Origin of the sequence: Streptomyces sp. NPDC092369, from assembly GCF_044755245.1 — a bacterium.
In the GTDB taxonomy this organism is placed as follows: Bacteria; Actinomycetota; Actinomycetes; order Streptomycetales; family Streptomycetaceae; genus Streptomyces.
Genome location: NZ_JBIVQP010000001.1, coordinates 574,557 through 595,800 on the forward strand (window position 1 = coordinate 574,557; position 21,244 = coordinate 595,800).

The window sequence follows — 21,244 nt, forward strand, 5'->3', positions numbered from 1 at the left end:
GTCAACGGTCCGGACGGGACGGGACCGGATTCGCACCGTTTCCCGCCCGAACCGTTCGAACCAGGCGGCCCGCCCGAACCGTCCGAGCCATGCGGCCCCCGAACCGTACGGCCGCCTCAGCCCGCCGGCACCTCCAGCTTGCTGATCCGCACCGCGCCGACCGCCTCGCCCGGCCGCGCGCTGGTCAGCGTGAACCTCAGCCGGGAGCCGCGTACGGTGTCGAAGGTGACCACGGTCGGAGCGTCCGAGGCGGTGGCCCACTCGACCGACGCCCCCGTGACCGGCGCATACCGATGACCGTCCCACACCTCCACCGCCACGGCCTTGGGCAGGCTGTGGGTCGCGTCCACGGTGAAGGAGAGCTCCGCCCGGTCGAGGTGCCTTGCCCGCCCCAGGTCGACGGAGACCCAGTCCTCGGGGCGGGCGCCGTTGAAGGCGGGCAGCAGGGCTGTCGCCGACTTCGCGAAGCCGTTGGACCAGCCGGTGGCCGGGTCGCCGTCGAGCATCGCGGCGGGGAGGGTGTCCGGGCGGCCCGAGTAACTGGCGTCCGCGTGCGGGTAGTTCACTGCGGCGGGCGCCTCGGGCTCGAACCTCGCCGGCGCGGTGAGAGCGACCGATCCCGCATGCGTCGTACGCACGGTCGTCGTGCCCGTCCGCAGCCCCTCCGCCCGTGCGGCCACCTTCAGGGAGCCCGACCTGGTTCCGGCGCGGACGATCGCAAGTGCCTTGCCGTGGAAGGCGGTTCGGGTGGTCGCCTGGTAGCGCTCGGCGCTCTCCTCGCGGCCGTTGTCGAGTCCGGCCAGCGAGCCGCCCTGCACGTCGAAGGTGATCAGGTGCTCGGCGTCGGGCACCACCACACCGTGTGCGTCGACGACGTCCGCGGTCACGAACAGCAGCGAACGCCCGTCCGCGGCAAGGGACTTGCGGTCGGCGGTGAGCCGTACGGCATGCGGCGGGCCTGCCGTGCGCAGTACATCGGTGGCGACCGCTCTTCCCCCGCTGCGGGCCACCGCCTTCAACTCCCCCGGCCGGTACGGCACTTTCCACGCCAGGTGGAGCTTGCCCGCGCTGCCGTTGGGGCTCGTGTAGCTACCCGGGTAGGGGCCGTCGGTGTAGGTCTTGTCGTCGCCCGTGGGCTCGGTGGTCTCCAGATAGGTGCGGCCGTCCGTGGTCTTCTTCGTGTCGAACGTCCGCGTGCCGAGGGACTGTCCGTTCAGGAACAGCTCGACCGCCTCGACGTTGGCGTAGGCCCAGACCTCGACCGTGGCGCCCTTGTCGTGGTTCCAGCTCATGGGCAGCAGATGGACCATGGGCTCGGCGACCCACTGGCTCCGGAAGAGGTGGTACATGTCCTTGGGGAAGCCGGCCGTGTCGACGGCGCCGAAGAAGGACGCCTTGACCGGGAAGACGTTGTAGGGCGTCGGCTCGCCGATGTAGTCGATGCCGGACCACAGGAACTGCCCAGCGAACCACTTCCGGTCCCGGTCCTTCTTGTGCCCGTACTCGCCGCTCATGGTCCAGGAGGCGAGGTTGTTGTCGTACGAGGAGGTCGCTCTCTTCCCAGGTGTGTGGTTCTCCCCCGTGTTCAGGTGCTCGGGCTCCTGGTAGGTGCCTCGGGTCGAGGTCTCCGAGGAGGACTCGGACTCGAAGAGGAACAGGCCGGGGTAGGCGGCGTGCAGGGCGTCGACCGACTTGGCGGTGTTGTAGTTGAGGCCGAGGCCGTCCAGCTTGGCGAGCATCAGGTCGGCGGCCGAGCCCTTGCGCGGCACGCCGCGGTACTTGTCGGAGCCGATGACGAGCGGGCGTGTGTCGTCGACGGCCCTGATGGCGGCGATGATCCGGTCGGCCATGGCGAGACCGGCGGTGGAGGTGGAGTCGGGGATCTCGTTGCCGATCGACCACAGCACCACGGCGGGCGAGTTGCGGGCCGCGAGGACCATCTCGGTGGCGTCCTTCTCGCACCACTCGTCGAAGAAGCGGCCGTAGTCGTACTTCGTCTTGCCGGTGCGCCAGCAGTCGAAGGCCTCCACCATCATCACGATGCCCAGCTCCTCGCAGACCTCGACGATCTGCGGCGAGGGCGGGTTGTGCGAGGTGCGGAAGGCGTTGACGCCCATCGACTTCATGATGGTCAGCTGTCTGCGGACGGCATCGACGTTGATCGCGGCGCCGAGGGCGCCCTGGTCGTGGTGGAGGTCGACGCCCTTGATCTTGGCGTGGGCGCCGTTGAGGAAGAAGCCCTCGGCCGGGTCGAAGCGGTAGGTGCGGATGCCGAAGGGGGTGCGGTAGGTGTCGACCACCTCGCCGCCGACGCGCAGCTCGGTCTCCAGGGTGTAGCGATGCGGGGTCGCGAAGTCCCACACCTTCGGTTCGGCCACGGTGAGTTCATGGGTCTGGACGGTCCGGTCGGTGACGGCGGCCGTGCTCGCGGCGCGGGCCACCGTGCGGCCGCGCGGATCCTTCACCTTCGACCTGATCTCGACCTGGCTCGCGGCTCCGGACTCGTTCAGCACGGTGGTGGCGACCCGCACGACGGCCCGTTCCGCGGTGATCTCGGGCGTGGTGACGTACGTACCCCAGCGCTCCACGTGCACCGGTTCGGTGACGACCAGGCGGGCGTCGCGGTAGATGCCGCTGCCCGAGTACCAGCGGCTGCTGGGGAGCTGGTTCTGCACCTTGACGGCGATGACGTTCTCGGTGGTGCCGTCGGTGTGCAGGAGGTCGGTGAGGTCGAGGGCGAAGCCGGTGTAGCCGTAGGGATGGCGGCCGACCTCGGTGCCGTTGCAGTGGACGTACGAGTCCATGTAGACACCGTCGAACTCGACCGAGATCCGGCGGCCGGCGAGGGCGGGCGGCAGCGTGAAGGCGATCCGGTACCAGCCGAGGCCGCCGGGGAAGAAGCCGGTGCCGCTGGTGGTGCCGTGCTCGGTGGTGGGGGCCTGCTCGATGCTCCAGTCGTGCGGGACCGCGACCTCGCGCCACGCCGAGTCGTCGTAGGCGGGGTCGGCGGCCTGTTCGTAGGCGCCGCTCGGATCGGTGAGGCCGCCCGGATCGACCAGCGCGAAGCGCCAGCCGTCGCGCAGCGCGACCGTGAGGCGGCCGGATCCGCTGCTGGCGGCGGTCTCGGCGGCCCGGGCGACCGGGGTCGCGAGGAGTGCTCCGGCCGCGGGCGCGGCGGCGGAGGCGAGCAAAAGCGATCTGCGAGTGACCGTCATGGCGGCTCTCCCTCATCAGGGCCCAGAAGTACTCACAAGTGATCGTGCAACTGATCGTGAACAAACAGATTCTGACGACCTGCCACACCGCCACGTCAAGGGTGCGGAAAGCGCCTTCTGTCTCAGCGGCCCCGCCCGGCGGCGGGGACGTCCGGTCCGCGCCGCCGCCCGACCGCCGCAGGATCGCCGCGCGGTCCGGCTCCCGCCCGGTCACCCGCCCGCCGTGCGCCCCCGCCGCATGGTCGGTGTTTGTCGTTCACGCGGGAGCGGGACGCACTAGGCTGGAACACGAGTTACGCACCTGATCACTGTGCGTAGGCGCGATGGAGTGGCGACGATGAGCCCGGTGGATCCGTTCGACGATGCCTCGACCGCGCGGGCCGTCATCGACGCCCACGGCGCTGTCGTCCGGTGGAGCACCGGCGCCCGACGGCTGCTCGGGTACGCGGAGGCCGACGTGGTCGGCCGTCCCGCCGACGCCCTCCTGGCCGATCCCGCCGAAGCCCCGCCCGCCGCACCGGCCGACCACGGGTGGAGCGGCTCCCTCGCCCTGCGTCACCGGGACGGGCACACGGTCTCCGTTCAGCTGCTCGCCCTGCGCGCCTCGACGCCGGACGCCCCGGACACCTGGCACGCCGTCGTCCCGCCCGACATCACGGACCTCGACCCGCCGCACGAGACCCTGACCGCGGCCGCGCTGGCCCAGTCCCCGTGCCCGATGCTGGTCTGCGACCGGCAGCTGCGCCTGCGCTGGCTCAACGACCGCATGACCGAGACCATCGACCTGCCCGCCGGCCAGGTGATCGGCCTGCGGGTCACGGACATCGGCGTCCGCGCGGAGAACGCGGAGCTGGAACAGCACCTGGCCGACGTGCTCGCCTCGGGCCTGCCCCGGGACGTCCCCACCTACGTCCGGCCGAGCGGCCTCAGCAAGGCCACCGCGCAGCTGACCCGGCTCGCCCCGCTCATCGACGCCGGCGGACGGGTCCAGGGCGTCTGTCTGACCGGTCACGACTTCACCGAGCACTATCTGGCCCGCGAGCGGCTCCAGCTGGTCAACGAGGCGAGCGTCCGGATCGGCAGCACCCTCGACGTCACCCGTACGGCCCAGGAGCTGGCGGACGTCTGCGTGCCCGCGCTCGCCGACTTCGTCAGCGTCGATCTGCTGGACCCGCGGGAGCACGAGCCACCGCTGCGCCTCATCGCCCCGATCGGTCTGCGCCGGGCCGCGCACGGGTCGGTGAACCCGGGCAGCCCGGAGGCCGTGATCAAGGCCGGCCAGTTGGAGATCTACCCCACCGGCTCGCCCCAGGCCGACTCCCTGGTCGCGGGCAGGACCGTGGTCGCCTCGGTGTCGGGAGGCGACCTGGACGAGTGGCTCGCGCACAACGAACCGCGCGGCGAGCGGGTCAGGGAGTACGGCATCCACTCGTCCATGTCCGTGCCGATCCAGGCGCGCGGCACCACCCTGGGGGTCGCGGTCTTCCGCCGCTACCGCAGACCGGACCCCTTCACATCCGACGACGTGCTGCTGGCCGAGGAGATCACCGCCCGGGCCGGCGTCTGCATCGACAACGCCCGCCGCTACTCCCGCGAGCGCGACACCGCCATCGCCCTGCAGCGCAGTCTGCTGCCCCGCACGCTCCCGCGCACGGCCGCCGTGGAGGCGGCCTCGCGCTATCTGCCGGCGGCCAGGGCCGGGGTGGGCGGCGACTGGTTCGACGTGATCCCGCTGTCCGGGATGCGGGTCGCGATGGTCGTCGGCGACGTCGTCGGACACGGCATCCAGGCCTCGGCCACCATGGGCCGGCTGCGCACCGCCGTGCGCACCCTCGCCGACATCGACCTGGCCCCCGACGAGCTGCTCACCCACCTCGACGACCTGGTGGTACGGCTGTCCGCGGAGGCCGGTGGCGAGGGCAGCCCGGGCGAGGTCGGCGCGACCTGTCTGTACGCGGTGTACGACCCGGTGTCCCGCAGCTGCACCCTGGCGCGGGCCGGTCATCCACCGCCGGTCCTGGTCACGCCCGGCGGTGCGGCCCGGCAGATCGACCTGCCGGCCGGGCCGCCGCTGGGTCTGGGCGGGCTGCCGTTCGAGTCCGCCGAGCTGGATGTGCGCGAGGGCAGCGTCCTCGCGTTCTACACGGACGGACTGATCAAGTCCCGCGAACGGGACGTCGACTCCGGCCACCGGCTGCTGCGCGAGGCGCTGGCCGCGTACGCCGACTCCCTCGACGAGGCCTGCGACCAGGTGCTGAACACACTGCTGCCGGCGGGCGGTGTCGCCGACGACGTGGCCCTGCTGCTGGCGCGCACCCGGGGGCTGCCCGCGTCCCAGGTCTCGACCTGGCACATCCCCGCCGACCCGGCGCTCGTCTCGCCCATCCGCAAGCAGGTCGTCGAGCAGCTCGACGTCTGGGAACTCCAGGAGGCCGCGTTCACCGCCGAGCTGGTGGTGAGCGAGCTCGTCACCAACGCCATCCGGTACGGCGCCCACCCCATCCGGCTGCGGCTGATCCACGACACGGCGACGCTGATCTGCGAGGTGTCCGACACCAGCCACACGGCTCCGCACCTGCGCCGCGCCAAGACCTGGGACGAGGGGGGCCGCGGTCTGCTCCTGGTCGCCCAGCTCACCGAGCGCTGGGGCAGCCGGCACACGGCGGACGGCAAGACGATCTGGGCGGAGATCACGCTTCTGCCGGAGGAATGAACCCTCCCGGAGACAGGCCCCTCGTGAAGCCCTCAGCCCTCTTGGCGGAACCTCTACTGCGCGGTGCCCAGCCAGGGCCTGATCTGCCTGCGCGCCTCGTGCAGCCGGGACTTGAAGGTGCCCAGCGGGATGCCGGCCCGCTCGGCGGCCTCCGCGTAGTCCAGTTGGCACAGGTCCCGGTACACCAACGGCTCGACCAGGCGCGGGTGTTCGCGCTCCAGCCGGTCCAGCGCCTCCAGCAGGTCGATCCGGGAGCCGACGATGACGCTCGTCGTGCGCGGGTCGGCGTGCGCGTCGTACTCGATCGGGGTGGGCGACTCGGCGGCCCGACGCTTGAGCTCGCGGTACTTCTGCCGGCAGCAGTTGGCCACCACCGTGTACAGCCAGGTGCTGAAGCGGCTGCGCCCCTCGAAGGTGCCGATCTTCCGGGAGACCTGCAGCAGGACGTCCTGCGCGGCCTCCTCGGCGTCCTCGCGGCAGGGCAGGAACCGGCCGCAGCGCCGGACCACTTCGGGCCACATCTGGGTGAGCAGGGAGTCCAGCGCCGCCGGGTCGCCCGCGGCCGCTGCGCGGGCGAGGTCCTCGGTGGGCGGTACCAGGTGCTGTGCTCGGGGTCGGTCCACGACCAGGCATGATAGTCGCATGCATTCCGTCGAGCGGATCGGCCGCTACCGCCTTGAGCGGCGCCTGGGCACGGGCGCCTTCGGCACCGTCTGGCTCGCCTGGGACGACGAGCTCGAAGCGCCGGTAGCGGTCAAGGTCCTCGCCGACAACTGGAGCCACCGGCTCGACGTCCGCGAGCGGTTCCTGGACGAGGCCCGGATGCTGCGCCGAGCCGGTTCCGACCGGGTGGTCCAGGTCTACGACATCGGTGAACTGCCGGACGGCAGGCCGTACTTCGTCATGGAGTACGCCGACGGCGGCACCCTCGAGGACCTGCTCACCGGCGGCCCGCTGCCGGTGTCCGAGGCGCTGCGGCTGACGGCGCTGGCCGCCCGGGGCGCCGCGGCACTGCACGAGGCGGGGATCGTGCACCGGGACATCAAGCCGAGCAACGTACTGCTGCGCTCCTCCCCCGGCGGCAGCCCCCGGGTGCTGCTGGCCGACCTCGGACTCGCCAAGAGCCTGGCGCAGGCGTCCGGGCTCACGCTGGCCGCCGGGTCCGCCGGCTATCGGCCGCCCGAGCAGGCCCAGCCCGGTATGGGCATCGACACCCGGGCCGACGTGTACAGCCTGGGCGCGGTCGGCTACCACCTGATCACCGGCACGGTGCCGGGCGAACCCGGGTACGTCGTACGCCCCGACCGGCTGCGCCCGGACCTCGCCCCGGACGTCCAGCGGGCCCTGCTGCGCGCCCTGGAGCCGGACCGGGAGCGGCGGTGGCCACAGGCCCTGGCCTTCGCGGAGGAGCTGGAGCGGCTCGCCACGCCCGTCCGCCGGACCCGCCCGCGCCGCAGGACGGTCCTGACGCTCGTCGTGGCCGTCGCCGTGCTCGCGGCCACGGGCACCGCTCTGGCGCTGGTCGACCGGGGCGAGGGGACCTCGGCTTCCCAGGACGTCCGGGTCGCCGACACGACCGGCCGGGTCACGGCGGAGGTGCCGCGCTTCTGGGACCGCCAGCTGCGCGACTCCGGGTGGGATCCGAAGGCACTCGGCCTGCCCACCGGGCACGAGCCGGGCTTCGCGGTCGCCGACGACCTGGCCAAGTGGCCGGACCTGAAGGCAGGGGTCGACGGCGTGTTCGTCGGCCTGAGCGAGCGGGGCGACCTCCCGAAGGCGGTGGCCGCGCTCACCCACACGGGTTGCTCCTACGACGGCTCCCGGACCTACGAGGGCGCGCGCTGGCACGGCACGGTCCGCGCCTGGAGCGGCTGCCCGGGCAGCCGGGGCTCGCTCACGGAAGCCGCGCTCGCTCCGGTCTCGGGCGCGGCCCGGCCGCAGGTCTATGTACAGATCCGGCAAAAGAGCGCGGCCCCGTCCGTCGACCACGTCCTGGCGTCCGTACGTATCGGGGACTGACACGGATCACGTGGCGGGGACGTCCACGGATCTCGCCGGAACTCGTGCGAACTTTTTCGTCCGGTCCCGCATCGGACATACATGACGGGGCATACAGCGCCGTACGCACACGCCTGTTCGTGTGCGAGGAGACACCAGGAGTGTTGAGGACGATGGCGAAGAACTCTCCCGCCCGCCGGCGGGCCGCCCTGCTCGCGAGTGCGGTCGCCGTACTGGGCCTGCTGACCGCGTGCGGCAACGACGACGGCAACGCGAGTTCGCCGAGCACCCTGTCGGGCACGGCGGGACCGGCCACCGACGGCTCCGGCTCCGACTCCCCCGCCCAGTCGCCGAACGCCACGCAGTCCGGTTCCTCCTCGGACACCGGCTCCTCCTCCGGTACCGGCACCACCCCCTCGGAAGGCGTGTCGGCGTCCGGCAGCGTCAGCACCCGTTGCCACACCTCCCAGCTGCGCGCGACCGTGGGGTCCAACAACCCCGGGGCCGGTCAGGAGAACTTCCCGATCGTGCTGACCAACACCGCCTCCCACACCTGCACGGTGCGCGGCTATCCGGGCGCCGCGTTCGCCGACTCCGCGGGCAAGCAGCTGGGGTCGGACCCCAAGCGCTCCTCGGGCACGCCGGAGACGGTGACGCTGGACCCGGGTCAGAGCGCGTGGGCCGGGCTGACCTTCTCGAACCCGGAGGTCAGCGGTGCCAAGTCGGCGACTCCGACGACGCTCATCGTGACCCCGCCCGACGAGAAGGACCCGCTGAAGGTGAAGTGGACCGGCGGCCCGGTGCCCGTGTCCGGGAACTCGTCCTCGGCCTTCCTGACGGTGTTCAGCCCGGGCTCGGGCGCGTGAGCGACGGGGGGTGGCGTGCGGGCTTCTTACTCACGGCTGTTTTCATGGACGTCCCCGCTCCGCCCCACCGCTAGGACCTCGCTCTGAACACCCCGCTGGCCGAATCCCTGTCCGTCGCGCTGCTCGCCGCCGTGCTCGCCTTCGCCGTGTTGCGGCCCAAAGGGCTGCCCGAGGCCGTGGTGGCGGTACCCGCGGCGGGGCTGGTGGTCGTCGCCGGGGCGATCTCCCCGGCCCACGCCCTGGACGAGATCCAGCGGCTCGGGCCGGTGGTGGGGTTTCTCGCGGCGGTGCTGGTGCTGGCCCATCTGTGCGATGTCGAGGGGCTGTTCCAGGCGTGCGGGGCGTGGATGGCCCGCCGCTCCGCGGGCTCGCCCGGGCGGCTGCTGGCCGCGGTGTTCCTGCTGGCCTCGGTGATCACGGCCGTGCTGAGCCTGGACGCCACCGTGGTGCTGCTGACGCCGGTGGTGTTCGCCACCGCCGCCAGGGCGGGTGTCCGCGCCAAGCCGCATCTCTACGCGTGCGCCCATCTGTCGAACACGGCCTCCCTGCTGCTGCCGGTGTCCAACCTCACCAACCTGCTGGCGTTCGAGACCAGCGGGCTGAGCTTCACCCGGTTCGCGGCGCTGATGGCGCTGCCGTGGGTGGCCGCGATCGGCGCCGAGTATCTGATCTTCCGGCGCTTCTTCGCCGAGGAGCTGGCCCTGTCCGAGCTGCCCTCCGAGCCCGGCGAGGAGCCTGAGCTGCCGCTGTTCGCGCTGATCACGGTGGGCTGCACGCTCGCCGGGTTCGTCGTGACCTCGGCGATCGGCATCGAGCCCGCCTGGGCCGCGTTCGCGGGGGCGCTGGTGCTGGCCGTCCGGGCGCTGCTACGGCGGCGGGAGACTCCGTCGGCGGTGCTGCGGGCCTCGTCGCCGGCCTTCCTGGCCTTCGTACTGGCCCTCGGCGTCGTGGTGCGCGCGGTCGTCGACAACGGCCTGGCCGACGCCCTGGACCATGTACTGCCCAAGGGCTCCGGTCTGTTGGCGCTGCTGGGCATCGCCGTGCTGGCCGCCGTGCTGGCGAACCTCATCAACAACCTGCCCGCGGTCCTGGTCCTGCTGCCGCTGACCGCCGCGGCCGGCCCCGGAGCGGTCCTCGCGGTGCTGCTCGGGGTGAACATCGGCCCGAACCTGACCTACGCGGGATCGCTGGCGACCCTGTTGTGGCGGCGCATCGTGCACCGTCACGACGAGGACGTGGCCCTCGGGGAGTTCACCCGGCTCGGGCTGCTCGCCGTGCCGGCGTCGCTCCTGTCGGCCGTGGCGGCGCTGTGGCTGTCGCTCCAGGTCGTCGGGGGCTGAGCCGCGAACCGGTCAGTGGTGGCCGCCGCCACCACCGCCACCACCGTTGCCACCACCGCCGTAGCCACCGCCTCCGCCGCCGTAGCAGGCGTACGGGTTGTAGTAGCAGTACTGGTCCACGGGGTTCGTGGTCGTCTGCGAGGGCGTCGGCGTCGGCTGGGCGGTCGTCGCGCTCGCGGACGGCGTCGGCGTGGGGGACGGCTTCCTGTCGGACTTGGGGGTGGGCGAGGCCGTGGGCGTCGGTGTGGGGTCGCTCGCCGCGTCCCAGTTGACGACCTGCATCTGGAGGTCGGCCTTCGAGGTGTCGAACACCCAGCGCTGGGTGGTGCTGTCGTCGCGGGTCTTCAGGACCAGGGCGCCGGAGCCGTCGGTGGCGGCGGCGGTCAGCGCCAGGTCCTGGTCCCAGCGCGGCACCAGGGTGCCCTGCAGGGTGAAGTCGTAGCGGATGTCCTTGGCTTCCTTCGCGTCCACGCCGGTGCAGGGGGCCAGCTGCACCTCGTAGCCGAGGTGGGAGTCCAGGCACAGGCCCGGGTCGTCGCCGCTGCGCAGCCGTCCGTCGGTCTCGTACGACCACTGCTGGACCGCCGCCGTGGAGCAGGGCGCGAGTTCGGCCTCGGCACCCTCGACCGCCTTCTTGCCGACGACGGTGACGCAGAGCCCGGAGTCGACGTTGTGGAGCCGTCCCTGCATGGCTCCGCCCGCGTTCGCACCCGTGCCGACCCAGGACGGGTCGCCCTCGGTGCTCTTGCCGGTGCCGGGTGTCTCGTCGGACCGGCTCGCCTCCGAGGTGGTGTGCCCGTCGTTGGAGTCGAGCGAGGACCACACGACCAGCGGGAGGGCGATCAGCCCGCTCACCGTCAGGACGGCGGCCGTCAGGTTGCGTCTGCGGGCGGCGGCCCGGCGGGCGGCCTTGTGGGCGGAGCGGCGCGTGGCCCTGCGGGGGCCGGTGCGCATCCCGGCACCGGTCGCGGTCGGGACGGTGACGAAGGGCTCGCCGGCCATCGCCGGGCGCTCGCCCTCCGCCTCGGCGGCCGTGCCGTCGTCGTGGACGGACCGCGACTCCACGTACTCGCGGGCGCCCCAGCCGAGCACCGACTGGGCGAGTGCGAGGCCGAGGCCCTCGTTGAACCGGCCCAGCTGGTCCGCGGTGTACCGGCAGTGCTTGCACCCGGCGAGGTGGGCGGCGAGGTCGGGGTCGACGTCCATCCCGCCGCGCCGGTAGGTGACGTCGAGCATCCGCTGGTAGCGACGGCACTCCTGCTCGGGCGCGAGTTCGCGGTGGACCTGGAGGCACTCCTCGCGCAGCCGCTCGCGGGCCCGGCGCAGTTCGACGCGGGCGTCCTCCTCGTCGAATCCCAGCAGCGCGGCGGGTATCGCCACCGGCTCCGACTCGACGTCCGCGTGCCACAGCAGGCAGCGGGCCGACTGGGGCAGCCGCTGGAACGCGCCCGACAGCAGCCGCCTGTTCGCGGGCGGCAGCAGCCGGGCGGCCACCCGGTCGCCCTCGCCGGGCCGGGAACGCAGGTCGGGGTGGAGGAGTTCGCGGCCGCGCTCGGTGTCCCATTCCGCGGCGATCCGCCGCATGGTGACCAGCAGTTGGGGCCGCCATGCCGCGGAGGGTCCGGTCTGGCGCAGGGTCTCGCCGAACAGCCGGGTGAAGGCCGCGGTGGTGAGCATGCCCGCGGCGCGGGCGTCGTAGGTGCACAGCCTGGCGTACGCGAAGGCCGCCTCCCAGTGCCGGTCGAGGAGTTCACCGACGGGCTGCAGCGCGGGTGTCGCCCCGGTCCACTTCTTCAGTTCGGCACTCAGTTGCTCGTCCGTGACCTCGAACTGGCTGACCGATGTGGGGGAATTCGACAGACCGGCGTCATTCACGGCTGCATTCCTCTCGGGGCTTGCGACTTCAGGTCCATACCGGGCGGTATGGTGATTCGTCGACAAAGCGACGAGATCCACTCGTACGGGATTCGGTACCCCCGACCCTCCCGACAACAGACCTGATGAAGCCTGGGAGCGAACGGGAGAGACCTCGTGCACACAGCGGAATGTTTATTGTCCGTGCGCCGACAGGGCACACCTTTACACAGGTCAGCGAGCTGGAACAAGGGATCTCGCGGATTCGTGATTTACGTCCTCGGAGCCGGGTTTTGACGAATCGTCATGCAGGGTCCCTGAGAGATGTCGGATGAATCCCGTCGCCAATTGGCAATGGTATTCACTTACCGCCGCCCCACACTCTCCGCGAACCATTGACCGGGGGTTCCACCACCCACACCTCGGTTACCTTTGAGTAACTCCCGTCACTCGCCAACCATTGAACCGCTCGCTCGGTAAGCGCCCGGCGGCAGTCCAAAACGTGCGCGGAACACCCGGTTGAAGTGGAACGCGCTGACGAACCCCGAAGCGGCCGCCACCCGGTCCACCGACAGGTCCGTGCTTTCCAACAGCCGGGCGGCATGCCTCAGTCGCGCCTCCCGCAGCGCCCGCATCGGGGACCGTCCGGTCTGAGCGGTGAACAGGTGGGCGAACCGGGAGGGCGAGAGAGACGCGGTCCCCGCGAGCGAACCGACGGTGTGCGGGGCGCCCGGATCCGCGTCGATCAACTCCTGCGCCCGGCGCACCCGGGGGTCGACACCCGACGCGGGCGCCGTCGGCCGGGCGGTGGCGGCGGTGAGCAGGACGATCTCCTCCAGCGAGGTCAGGGCGAGTTCCCGGGCCGCGGCCGCATGGGCCACGGTGACCCTTTCGTCCCCCGACACGCCGGCGGGCGGCGGCTCGCTCCCCGTCCAGCGGGCATCGGCGTGCATACGCCGGAACGCGGCCTCGACCCGGCCGTGCAGCCCCGGCGGGGTGGGGGTGACGACGTACAGGCCGTCGCCGGTGTCGTACGGACGCAGCCACGGCGACCAGGACGGCCGCGCCCCGCAGTGCACCCACCAGAACGCCCAGTGCGAGGCGCCCGGTTCGACGGCGTACTGATGCGGGACACCCGGCGCGAGCACCACCAGGTCCCCCGCCCCGGTCCGCGCCTCGGTCCCGCCCTGCCGCAGCCGGCCACCGCCACCCGTCGTCCAGATGAACAGCCAACTGTCGGCGCCGCGCGGCCGGTTCGCGCCGTACCCCTGAGGCTGGTCGTAGTGACCGACCACCACCAGCCCCGGTGGCGGAGCCCAGTCACCGGAGGCAGCCGTGTCGGGCAATCGGTCAGCGTTCACGGGCATCCCCCTCGGCTGTGCGGCCGCCTAGCGTGACAGGCCCAGAGCACTCTACGAAGGAGTGAACGCATGACAGTCACAGGCAATCAGTCCGCCGGTGCTCCCATCCTGCCGCAGGAGGGTCTCGACGGGTTTCGCGAGGACGGGTTCACGGTCGTCCGGGGGCTCTTCGGAGACGACGAGATCGACCGGCTGTGCGCGGAGTTCGCGGCGCTGCACGCAGCCGGACCGGTACCGGGCCACTTCCGGCCCCGTGCCGGATCCGACCCGCTGCACACCCATCCGCGCGTGATGCAGCCGCACGAGATCAACGCGCTCGCCAGGCGCGTCCTGCTCGACGCGCGGCTGAGGTCGGTGCTGGAGACCCTGCTCGGCGAGGAGGTGCTGGCCGCGCAGAGCATGTTCTACTTCAAGCCGCCCGGCGCCCGGGGTCAGGCGCTGCACCAGGACAACTTCTATCTGCGGGTCGAGCCGGGCACGTGCGTGGCCGCGTGGGTGGCGTGCGATGTGATCGACCGGGACAACGGGGGGCTCGAAGTCGTCCCCGGTACGCACCGGATGGACCTGTTCTGCCCGGAGGAGGCGGACGAGGGGGTGTCGTTCGCGCGCGAGTACGTTCCGCCGCCGCCGGGGCTCGCGGCCGTGCCGGTCGACCTGATGCCGGGAGACGTCCTGTTCTTCAACGGCAGCCTGGTGCACGGCTCGCAGCCCAACAGCACCGCCGACCGGTTCCGCCGCTCGTTCATCGGCCACTACGTGGGACGGTCTGCCGAGCGGATCGGTGCGTACTACCGGACGGTGTCGATGAGCGGCGACCGGGTGGTGCTGGCGGAGAGCGAGGGCGCGGGGCCGTGCGGCACGGAGTTCGCACCGCACGGGCCCCATTGAGCGCCCGCCCGCGAGGTCAGTGACCGATGACGGGGTGCGGAGCGTAGGGCTGCTCCAGCTCCTCCAACTCCTTGTCGCTGAGCTCCAGTTCGACGGCCGCCACGGCGTCCTCGATGTGCTGCGGCTTGCCGGCGCCGACGATCGGGGCGGCCACCGTGTGCTGCCGCAGCAGCCAGGCGAGGGCGACCTGGGCGCGCGGCACACCGCGGTCGCCGGCGATGCGGGTGACGGCCTCGACGACGGTGCGGTCGCCCTCGGCGTAGAGGCGGCTGCCGAAGTTGTCGTTGGCGCTGCGTTCGGTGACGGTGCCCCAGTCCCGGGTGAGCCGGCCACGGGCGAGCGGGCTCCAGGGCAGGGTGCCGACGCCCTGGTCGACGCAGAGCGGCAGCATCTCGCGCTCCTCCTCCCGGTAGAGGAGGTTGTAGTGGTTCTGCATCGACACGAACTTCGTCCAGCCGTTGCGCTCGGCGGTGTACTGCATCTTCGAGAACTGCCAGGCGTACATCGAACTCGCCCCGATGTAGCGCGCCTTGCCCGCCTTGACCACGTCGTGCAGCGCCTCCATCGTCTCCTCGACCGGGGTGTGCGGGTCGAAGCGGTGGATCTGGTAGAGGTCGACGTAGTCGGTGCCGAGTCGGCTCAGGCTGTGGTCGATCTCGGTGAGGATCGCCTTGCGGGACAGCCCGCCGCCGTTGGGCCCGGGCCGCATCCGCCCGTGCACCTTCGTCGCGAGCACGATCTCGTCCCGGTTCGCGAAGTCGCGCAGCGCCTTTCCGACGATCTCCTCGCTGGTGCCGTCGGAGTAGACGTTCGCCGTGTCCAGGAAGTTGATCCCGGCCTCCAGCGCCTGCCGGATCAGCGGACGCGAGGCCTCCTCGTCGAGCGTCCACTCGTGGGTGCCCCGGTCGGGCAGGCCGTAGGACATACAGCCCAGACAGATCCGCGACACGTCCAGACCCGTCGAACCGAGCTTCACGTACTGCATCTTCGCCGCTCCCGCCTTCGAGACGATGTACTGATTCGGAGCGTACGTCGTCCCCGCCGGGCGCGCGGTCCCGCGGGCGTCAGGGCCCCGGCCGCTCCAGAAGGTCCAGTGCCCGCTCCCACCCGAACTCGGGCCGCAGGCCGTCCTCCCCCGCCTCGCCGGAGTAGGGATCGCCGAACCGGACGCCCATCCCGCGCAGTCGTTTCAGGCTGTCGTGGTAGGCGGGATGGACGGTCAACGCCTCGGCCACGCACGGGAGTACGGCGACCGGTACGCCGAGGCCGTACGCCTCGCAGAGGGTGGCGACGGCGAGCGTGTCGGCCAGGCCCGCGGCCCATTTGTTGATCGTGTTGAAGGTCGCCGGCGCCACCACGACCGCGTCCGGCGGCGGGAAGGGGCGTGGATCGCCGGGCATCCGCCAGGCGGAGCGGACGGTCCTGCCGGTCCGCGCCTCCACGGCGGCCCGGTCGAAGAAGCCGGCCGCCGCCACGGGCGTCGCGATGACGCCCACCTCCCAGTCCCGCTCCTGCGCGGCCGCGATCAGCTCGCCGACGCCGGCGGCGATCCCGGCGGCGCAGACGACGACGTAGAGGAAGGGTCTGGGGTCCGGTTCCGTCATCCGGGAACCCTACTCAAGCGGGAAGGTCCGCCCGCGTTCGGCCTCGGGGCGCGGGCCGTGGATGCGGCGCTGCTTCTCCTCGATGGGCACGTCGTTGATGCTGGCCTCGCGCCGGGTCATCAGGCCGTGCTCGTCGAACTCCCACAGCTCGTTGCCGTAGCTGCGCCACCACTGGCCGTCGGCGTCCTGGCACTCGTACTGGAAGCGGACCGCGATGCGGTTGCCGTCGAAGGCCCACAGGTCCTTGCGCAGGGCGTACTCGCGTTCACGCGCCCACTTGGCGGTGAGGAGCTCGACGATCTCGGCGCGGCCGGTGACGAAGGTGTCGCGGTTGCGCCAGACCGAGTCCTCGGAGTAGGCGAGCGAGACCTTGTGCGGATCGCGGGTGTTCCAGGCGTCCTCGGCGGCCTGGACCTTCCGCGCGGCGGTCTCGCGGGTGAACGGGGGCAGGGGCGGGCGGTCGGCCATGGAGTCCTCCTGGACGGGTGAACGGGTGCGGACAGCCGAGGAGAACGTGCGTTCTCCAGCTGGCTGCTACGGTAGGAGAACGCGCGTTCTCACGTCAAGGAAGGGTCGTACGGAGATGGCCGTCAGGGACAGCGCAGTCGCCCGGGAGCAGGCGCTGGACGCCGCTGAGGAGCTGTTCTACGGGCGGGGCATCCAGTCCGTCGGCATGGACGACGTGCGCGGCGCCTCGGGTCTCTCGCTCAAGCGGCTCTACGGGCTGTTCCCGGCGAAGGAGCACCTGGTGGAGGCGTATCTGGAGCGGCGGGACGTGCGCTGGCGCGGGCGGCTCGCCGCGTTCGTGGCGCAGCGCGAGGATCGCGAGGAGCGGATCCTGGCGGTCTTCGACTGGCTGGAGGGGTGGTTTCGCGAGGACGGGTTCCGGGGGTGCGCGTGGATCAACTCCTACGGGGAGCTGGGCGCCGTCTCTGCTCGCGTGACGGCTCAAGTGCGGGCGCACAAGGGGGAGTTCAGGAACTATCTCGCCGGACTCGTGACGGATGCCGGGCTGCCCGACGCCCTCGCCGGGCAGCTGTTCCTGCTGGCGGAGGGGGCGATGGTCAGCGCCGGCATCATGCGGAGCGCGGAGCCCGCGCGGGAGGCACGCGAGGCGGCGCGACTGCTGCTGCGGGCCCACTGAAAGGTCCGGCTGCGGCCCGCCGAGCCTCAGCCGTCCGACACGGCGATCGCGCTCACCGGGCAGGCCCGGGCGGCCTCCCGCACCATGGGGTCGCCGCCGCCGTCCTCCTGGCCCGGCAGCAGCGTGCTGTATCCGTCGTCGTCCTGGGTGAAGACCTTCGGGGCGGCCAGGGCGCACTGGCCCGCGCCGATACAGACGTCCTTGTCGATGTCGATGTGCATGGCCCTCAGCCTCTTACCAGGTCACGGGGAGTTCCAGCATCCCCTGGATGGTGTCGCCGGGTTTGAAGGGGATCTCGTCCGCCGGAACGGCCAGGCGCAGGGCGGGCAGCCTCTCGAAGAGAGTGTGCAGGGCGATCTCCAGCTCGGCACGGGCCAGGTTCTGGCCGAGGCACTGGTGGATGCCGAAGCCGAACGCGACGTGGTGGCGGGCCGGCCGGTGCCAGTCGAAGGTGTCGGGGTCCTCGTAGACGTCGGCGTCGCGGTTGATGACCGCGGTCGAGAAGAGCACCGGGTCGCCGGCCCTGATGGTCGTGCCGCCCGCCTCGATGTCCTCGGTGGCCCGGCGCAGCAGTCCGTCCGCGATCGACAGCATCCGCATGAGCTCCTCGACCGCGTCGGGCAGCAGCTCGGGCCGCGCGCGCAACTCGGCCAGGCGGTCGGGGTGTTGGAGCAGTGCGAAGGTGCCGAGCGAGATCATGTTGGCGGTCGTCTCGTGGCCCGCGATGAGCAGGATGGTCGCGAAGGAGATGACCTCGCGGCGGTCCAACTCGCCCTCGCGCAGCTTCTGGTGGACGAGTTCGTCCAGTACGCCGTCGCCGGGCTCCGGCTGCTTCAGCTTCGCGTCGATCAACTGCTCGAAGTATGCGTCCAGTTGGTCGCGGGCGTCCTGGACGTCGGAGACCCGCGGGCCGCGCAGCAGCCGGCGCGACTGCCCTTCGAAGAACTCGTGGTCGGCGTAGGGGACGCCGAGCAGGGCGCAGATCACCATCGACGGCACGGGCAGCGCGAAGGCGCTCACCAGCTCGCCCGGCGACCCCTGGGCGATCATCGCGTCGAGCCGTTCGTCCACGATCCGCTGGATCTCCGGGCGCAGTGCGGCGGCCCGCCGGAGGGTGAAACTGGGGACCATCATCCGGCGCTGGGTGCGGTGTTCGGGGTCGTCGTAGCCGAGCAGCGCGGCCCTCCGGTCCCGGGCCACGGTGAAGCGCTCGTTGGGCACGGGGAAGCCGGGGTGGGAACGGTCGCTGGACAGACGCTGGTCGGCGAGCAGGCTCCGGGCGAGCGTGTGTCCCGTCACCAGCCAGGCCTTTCGGCCGTCGTAGAGGGTGATCCGGGTCAGCGGGCGGTCGGCGCGCAGCAGGTCGTAGGCCGTCGGCGGGTGGTAGGGGCAGGTCCGGTCCTGGGGGAAGGCGACGGGTTCCGTTTCCGTCATGGGAAGACCTCGCAGACGAAGGGTGCGTCGTGCAGATCTTCATTAGATGCCCCGGGCATCTATAGAACGACGACAAGTTCGGCCAGATGGACCGCGAGCGCTTTCTGGCCGGGGATGATCGCTCAGGAATCGAAAACCGGTCAGGGTATCGGCCGTACGGGTGCCTCCGACGGGGTGCGGGGCAGGGGGTGTGCGGTAGGGATGATTACCGCACGCGACGCTGTTGTGGCTGAGCGGCAGGAAACCGTAGAGACGACGATGGGACGGATGCCATGCCTCTTGAGGGCGAGTACGAACCCAGCCCGGCGCAGTGGGTGCGTGACCAGGTGGAACTGTTCGAGAGTTCCGGCGGCACCAAGGGGAACACCCTGCGGGACACCGGGCTGCCGGTGATCGTACTGACGACCCGCGGCGCCAAGAGCGGCAAGATCCGCAAGACGCCGCTGATGCGCGTCGAGCACGACGGTACGTACGCCGTGGTCGCCTCCCAGGGCGGGGCACCCAAGCACCCGGTCTGGTACCACAACATCAAGGGCGAGCCCCGCGTGGAGCTCCAGGACGGGCCGGAGCCGGTGGACATGATCGCCCGTGAGGTCACCGGCACGGAGAAGGCCGAGTGGTGGGAGCGGGCCGTCGCGGCCTATCCGCCGTACGCCGACTACCAGAAGAAGACGGACCGGCAGATTCCGGTCTTCGTGCTCGAACCGGTCGCCGGGAACGCTTGATCCGCCTACCGACGCACACCCCCTGACCAGGGTGCGAAAAAAATCCTGGGTCAGGGGTGCATGACCCCGGTGTCCCCGGGCACGCGTGCGTCAGGCCCCGCCGCGCTCCCCCGTCGCGGCGGGGCTCTCCGCTGCCTCCCGGGCGTGCCGGTCGGTGATGTCCAGGAAGATCTGGTCCGCCTCGGACACGGCGTCCGAGATGGTCCGCTTGATCCGCACGGAGACCTCCTCGACCACCTCGCTGTCCAGGCCGCCCACCAGATCCACCCGGGCCGCCACCAGGGCGGAGTCGAGGCCCGTCTTCATGGTGAACAGGGCCTCCACACTGTCGATCTCGGGCTGTTCCTCCAGCAGTTCCCGGATCCGGTCCGCCGCCTCCGGGTCGGCGGCCTCGCCGATCAGCTGGTCACGGGCGTCGCCGCCCAGGCGGTAGGCGACGAAGACGAGCAGCGCGCCGATCGCCATCGAGGCCGACGCCTCCCACACCACCTGCCCGGTGACCATGTGCAGCGCCATGCCGGCGGCGGCCAGCGTCACACCGAGCACCGCCGTGCCGTCCTCGGCGATGACCGTGCGCAGCGCCGGGTCGCGCAGACCGCTGCGTCCGCCCTGCCGGTGCGCCTGATGCAGGGCACGGACCAGCGAGACGCCCTCGGCGACGAAGGCGACGCCCAGGACGATCAGGCCCATCACATACCCGCTGTGCTTCTCCTCGGCGCCGTTCCTGAGGGCCTCGAAGCCCTGGAAGAAGGAGAAGCAGCCGCCCATCACGAAGATCCCGACGGCGGCCAGGAGCGACCAGAAGAAGCGTTCCTTGCCGTAGCCGAAGGGATGGCGCCGGTCGGCGGGGCGGCGGCTGCGGCGCAGTGCGGCCAGCAGGAAAACTTCGTTGAGGCTGTCGGCCACGGAGTGCGCGGCCTCCGACAGCAGGGCCGGCGAGCCGGCGAAGAGTCCGCCGACCGCCTTCGCCACGGCGATCACCAGGTTGGCGGCGAGCGCCACCAGCACGGTGACGCGGGTCCTGCTGTCGGCGTCCTTCGCGGGGGTTTCCTCGGAGGCCTCCTCAGCGGTCTCCTCGAGTTCCTTGTCGGACTTCTTGTCGGATTTCTGCGCGGATGCTGTCCCAGTCACCCTCGCCGACTGCCCCTGAGCGCGCCGCTCACACAGCATGGGCCGGAATCCGGGTGACGGGCATGCCATCGGCTATACCGGACACTCGCTCCGGTGAGACTGTCGGCCTCGACCGCATCGAAGGAGAGACACGTGGCCAAGACGAAGAAGCGGAAGAAGCTGAAACTCCCCCTGGGCTACAAGCCCCTCGGGTTCGCCCTGGGCTGGACGAGCGGGACACTGGCCGGCCTCGCCTTCCAGAGGACGTGGAAGGCGATCCGGCACGAGGACAACGCACCCGACGCGCTGGACCGGGACCGTGGCTGGACGGAGGTCCTGGTGGCCGCCGCGATCCAGGGCGCCCTGTTCGCCGTGGCCCGCAGCGCGGCGGACCGCGCGGGCGCGACGGCCGTCCATCGCCGCACCGGTGTCTGGCCGGGCGACGGCAAGGGCGGCCGGGACTGACCTGTCCCGGGCACCGGGACGGGTTCAGTCGGCGACCAGCCACTTCCCGTCCCGCATCAGCTCGCGCCCGTCCAGCTCGTCCGCCTCCCGCCAGGCCTGCACGCGCTGCGGGAACACCCTGAAGTACAGGTAGGAGGTGGCGAGTCGGCGGGGGTCGAAGCCGGTCTTCGCGGCGAACAGGTCACCCTCCTGCTCGGACAGATCCGCGGGCGTCACCATCTCGACGGTCCCCTCGATCATGACCACGTCCCGGGTCGGTCCGATGCCCAGGCGGGTGACGCCGGTCGCCGCGAGGTTGCGGCCGGTGGGACTGGCGGCCGGAGTGGCGAGCAGCAGCGTCGAGCCGTCCCAGCGGAAGGACAGCGGGACGAGATACGGCCCGCCGCCGTCGGGCGCCGCGGTGGCGACCCAGACGTCCTCGTCGTGTTCGAGCCGACGGAGCGTGTCCTGCTTGCGCTGCCCGGGATCGCGCGCGGGTGGCCGATTCATTGTCGTACGTCCTCCTCCGGTCGACGGACCGATGGCCT

At 71.5% G+C, this 21,244-nt stretch carries 19 protein-coding genes; 8 read left to right on the forward strand and 11 right to left on the reverse strand.

Annotated elements, in window-relative coordinates:
- Positions 1-116: 116 nt before the first annotated feature.
- Positions 117-3,215: a glycoside hydrolase family 2 TIM barrel-domain containing protein gene (locus ACIQI8_RS02495; protein WP_402343851.1), complete on the reverse strand. Its 3,099-nt coding sequence runs from the start codon at positions 3,213-3,215 to the stop codon at positions 117-119.
- 337 nt (positions 3,216-3,552) lie between these two features.
- On the opposite strand from ACIQI8_RS02495, the gene ACIQI8_RS02500 reads away from it, so the two are divergent.
- A complete protein-coding gene (locus ACIQI8_RS02500; protein ID WP_402343854.1) occupies positions 3,553-5,928 on the forward strand; it encodes a SpoIIE family protein phosphatase in 2,376 nt (791 codons plus the stop codon).
- Between the two features lie 53 nt (positions 5,929-5,981).
- Here the strand turns inward: ACIQI8_RS02500 and ACIQI8_RS02505 are convergent, their stop codons facing one another.
- Positions 5,982-6,572 (reverse strand): RNA polymerase sigma factor, encoded by a 591-nt coding sequence (locus tag ACIQI8_RS02505; protein ID WP_402343857.1) that lies wholly within the window; start codon positions 6,570-6,572, stop codon positions 5,982-5,984.
- On the opposite strand from ACIQI8_RS02505, the gene ACIQI8_RS02510 reads away from it, so the two are divergent.
- From ACIQI8_RS02510 to ACIQI8_RS02520, 3 genes are all read left to right on the forward strand, one after another.
- Positions 6,571-7,947, forward strand: a complete 1,377-nt coding sequence (locus ACIQI8_RS02510) for a serine/threonine-protein kinase (RefSeq protein ID WP_402343860.1) — start codon at positions 6,571-6,573, stop codon at positions 7,945-7,947. The two genes, ACIQI8_RS02505 and ACIQI8_RS02510, sit on opposite strands and share 2 nt — an antisense overlap.
- A 152-nt stretch (positions 7,948-8,099) precedes the next feature.
- Positions 8,100-8,792 (forward strand): DUF4232 domain-containing protein, encoded by a 693-nt coding sequence (locus tag ACIQI8_RS02515; RefSeq protein ID WP_402343863.1) that lies wholly within the window; start codon positions 8,100-8,102, stop codon positions 8,790-8,792.
- Positions 8,793-8,875: 83 nt separating this feature from the next.
- On the forward strand, positions 8,876-10,132 hold the full coding sequence (locus tag ACIQI8_RS02520; RefSeq protein WP_402346640.1) for an arsenic transporter: 1,257 nt from the start codon (positions 8,876-8,878) through the stop codon (positions 10,130-10,132).
- Positions 10,133-10,144: 12 nt separating this feature from the next.
- Here the strand turns inward: ACIQI8_RS02520 and ACIQI8_RS02525 are convergent, their stop codons facing one another.
- Entirely contained in the window at positions 10,145-12,007 is a 1,863-nt protein-coding gene (locus ACIQI8_RS02525) for an RICIN domain-containing protein (protein ID WP_402343866.1), read from the reverse strand.
- A gap of 425 nt (positions 12,008-12,432) precedes the next feature.
- The gene (locus ACIQI8_RS02530; RefSeq protein WP_402343869.1) at positions 12,433-13,353 is read right to left on the reverse strand and encodes a helix-turn-helix domain-containing protein; all 921 of its coding nucleotides are present in this window, start codon (positions 13,351-13,353) and stop codon (positions 12,433-12,435) included.
- Positions 13,354-13,416: 63 nt separating this feature from the next.
- Here ACIQI8_RS02530 and ACIQI8_RS02535 point away from each other — a divergent pair, with 63 nt between their 5' ends.
- Positions 13,417-14,235 (forward strand): phytanoyl-CoA dioxygenase family protein, encoded by an 819-nt coding sequence (locus ACIQI8_RS02535; RefSeq protein ID WP_402343872.1) that lies wholly within the window; start codon positions 13,417-13,419, stop codon positions 14,233-14,235.
- 16 nt (positions 14,236-14,251) lie between these two features.
- On the opposite strand, the gene ACIQI8_RS02540 is transcribed toward ACIQI8_RS02535, so the two are convergent.
- The 3 genes from ACIQI8_RS02540 to ACIQI8_RS02550 all read right to left on the reverse strand — a co-directional run bounded on the left by ACIQI8_RS02540 (position 14,252) and on the right by ACIQI8_RS02550 (position 16,307).
- Positions 14,252-15,220, reverse strand: a complete 969-nt coding sequence (locus ACIQI8_RS02540) for an aldo/keto reductase (RefSeq protein WP_402343875.1) — start codon at positions 15,218-15,220, stop codon at positions 14,252-14,254.
- 79 nt (positions 15,221-15,299) lie between these two features.
- Positions 15,300-15,839, reverse strand: coding sequence for a flavoprotein (locus ACIQI8_RS02545; RefSeq protein WP_402343878.1), 540 nt, complete (start codon positions 15,837-15,839; stop codon positions 15,300-15,302).
- Between the two features lie 9 nt (positions 15,840-15,848).
- Positions 15,849-16,307 carry a nuclear transport factor 2 family protein gene (locus ACIQI8_RS02550; protein WP_402343881.1) on the reverse strand — a complete coding sequence of 153 codons (459 nt, stop codon included), beginning with the start codon at positions 16,305-16,307 and terminating at the stop codon, positions 15,849-15,851.
- Positions 16,308-16,422: 115 nt separating this feature from the next.
- On the opposite strand from ACIQI8_RS02550, the gene ACIQI8_RS02555 reads away from it, so the two are divergent.
- Entirely contained in the window at positions 16,423-16,983 is a 561-nt protein-coding gene (locus ACIQI8_RS02555; protein WP_402343884.1) for a TetR/AcrR family transcriptional regulator, read from the forward strand.
- A 26-nt stretch (positions 16,984-17,009) separates the two neighbouring features.
- Here ACIQI8_RS02555 and ACIQI8_RS02560 read toward each other — a convergent pair whose 3' ends face one another.
- Entirely contained in the window at positions 17,010-17,204 is a 195-nt protein-coding gene (locus ACIQI8_RS02560) for a ferredoxin (RefSeq protein WP_123996240.1), read from the reverse strand.
- 13 nt (positions 17,205-17,217) lie between these two features.
- Complete coding sequence (locus ACIQI8_RS02565) at positions 17,218-18,417, reverse strand: cytochrome P450 (RefSeq protein WP_402343888.1); 1,200 nt, start codon at positions 18,415-18,417, stop codon at positions 17,218-17,220.
- A gap of 272 nt (positions 18,418-18,689) precedes the next feature.
- Between ACIQI8_RS02565 and ACIQI8_RS02570 the strand changes: the two genes are divergently transcribed.
- Entirely contained in the window at positions 18,690-19,142 is a 453-nt protein-coding gene (locus tag ACIQI8_RS02570) for a nitroreductase family deazaflavin-dependent oxidoreductase (protein WP_402343891.1), read from the forward strand.
- Between the two features lie 90 nt (positions 19,143-19,232).
- Here the strand turns inward: ACIQI8_RS02570 and ACIQI8_RS02575 are convergent, their stop codons facing one another.
- Positions 19,233-20,150, reverse strand: a complete 918-nt coding sequence (locus tag ACIQI8_RS02575; RefSeq protein WP_402346642.1) for a cation diffusion facilitator family transporter — start codon at positions 20,148-20,150, stop codon at positions 19,233-19,235.
- Between the two features lie 255 nt (positions 20,151-20,405).
- On the opposite strand from ACIQI8_RS02575, the gene ACIQI8_RS02580 reads away from it, so the two are divergent.
- Entirely contained in the window at positions 20,406-20,717 is a 312-nt protein-coding gene (locus ACIQI8_RS02580) for a DUF4235 domain-containing protein (RefSeq protein WP_402343894.1), read from the forward strand.
- Positions 20,718-20,741: 24 nt separating this feature from the next.
- On the opposite strand, the gene ACIQI8_RS02585 is transcribed toward ACIQI8_RS02580, so the two are convergent.
- Entirely contained in the window at positions 20,742-21,206 is a 465-nt protein-coding gene (locus ACIQI8_RS02585) for a pyridoxamine 5'-phosphate oxidase family protein (protein WP_402343897.1), read from the reverse strand.
- Positions 21,207-21,244: the final 38 nt, after the last annotated feature.

What these genes read in the sequence shown, in the direction of transcription:
- ACIQI8_RS02495 (WP_402343851.1), bottom strand. Translation starts at nt 3,215, where the DNA reads ATGACGGTCACTCGCAGATCGCTTTTGCTCGCCTCCGCCGCCGCGCCC.
- ACIQI8_RS02500 (WP_402343854.1), top strand. Translation starts at nt 3,553, where the DNA reads ATGAGCCCGGTGGATCCGTTCGACGATGCCTCGACCGCGCGGGCCGTC.
- ACIQI8_RS02510 (WP_402343860.1), top strand. Translation starts at nt 6,571, where the DNA reads ATGCATTCCGTCGAGCGGATCGGCCGCTACCGCCTTGAGCGGCGCCTG.
- ACIQI8_RS02505 (WP_402343857.1), bottom strand. Translation starts at nt 6,572, where the DNA reads ATGCGACTATCATGCCTGGTCGTGGACCGACCCCGAGCACAGCACCTG.
- ACIQI8_RS02515 (WP_402343863.1), top strand. Translation starts at nt 8,100, where the DNA reads ATGGCGAAGAACTCTCCCGCCCGCCGGCGGGCCGCCCTGCTCGCGAGT.
- ACIQI8_RS02530 (WP_402343869.1), bottom strand. Translation starts at nt 13,353, where the DNA reads ATGCCCGTGAACGCTGACCGATTGCCCGACACGGCTGCCTCCGGTGAC.
- ACIQI8_RS02535 (WP_402343872.1), top strand. Translation starts at nt 13,417, where the DNA reads ATGACAGTCACAGGCAATCAGTCCGCCGGTGCTCCCATCCTGCCGCAG.
- ACIQI8_RS02540 (WP_402343875.1), bottom strand. Translation starts at nt 15,220, where the DNA reads ATGCAGTACGTGAAGCTCGGTTCGACGGGTCTGGACGTGTCGCGGATC.
- ACIQI8_RS02545 (WP_402343878.1), bottom strand. Translation starts at nt 15,839, where the DNA reads ATGACGGAACCGGACCCCAGACCCTTCCTCTACGTCGTCGTCTGCGCC.
- ACIQI8_RS02550 (WP_402343881.1), bottom strand. Translation starts at nt 16,307, where the DNA reads ATGGCCGACCGCCCGCCCCTGCCCCCGTTCACCCGCGAGACCGCCGCG.
- ACIQI8_RS02555 (WP_402343884.1), top strand. Translation starts at nt 16,423, where the DNA reads ATGGCCGTCAGGGACAGCGCAGTCGCCCGGGAGCAGGCGCTGGACGCC.
- ACIQI8_RS02560 (WP_123996240.1), bottom strand. Translation starts at nt 17,204, where the DNA reads ATGCACATCGACATCGACAAGGACGTCTGTATCGGCGCGGGCCAGTGC.
- ACIQI8_RS02565 (WP_402343888.1), bottom strand. Translation starts at nt 18,417, where the DNA reads ATGACGGAAACGGAACCCGTCGCCTTCCCCCAGGACCGGACCTGCCCC.
- ACIQI8_RS02570 (WP_402343891.1), top strand. Translation starts at nt 18,690, where the DNA reads ATGCCTCTTGAGGGCGAGTACGAACCCAGCCCGGCGCAGTGGGTGCGT.
- ACIQI8_RS02585 (WP_402343897.1), bottom strand. Translation starts at nt 21,206, where the DNA reads ATGAATCGGCCACCCGCGCGCGATCCCGGGCAGCGCAAGCAGGACACG.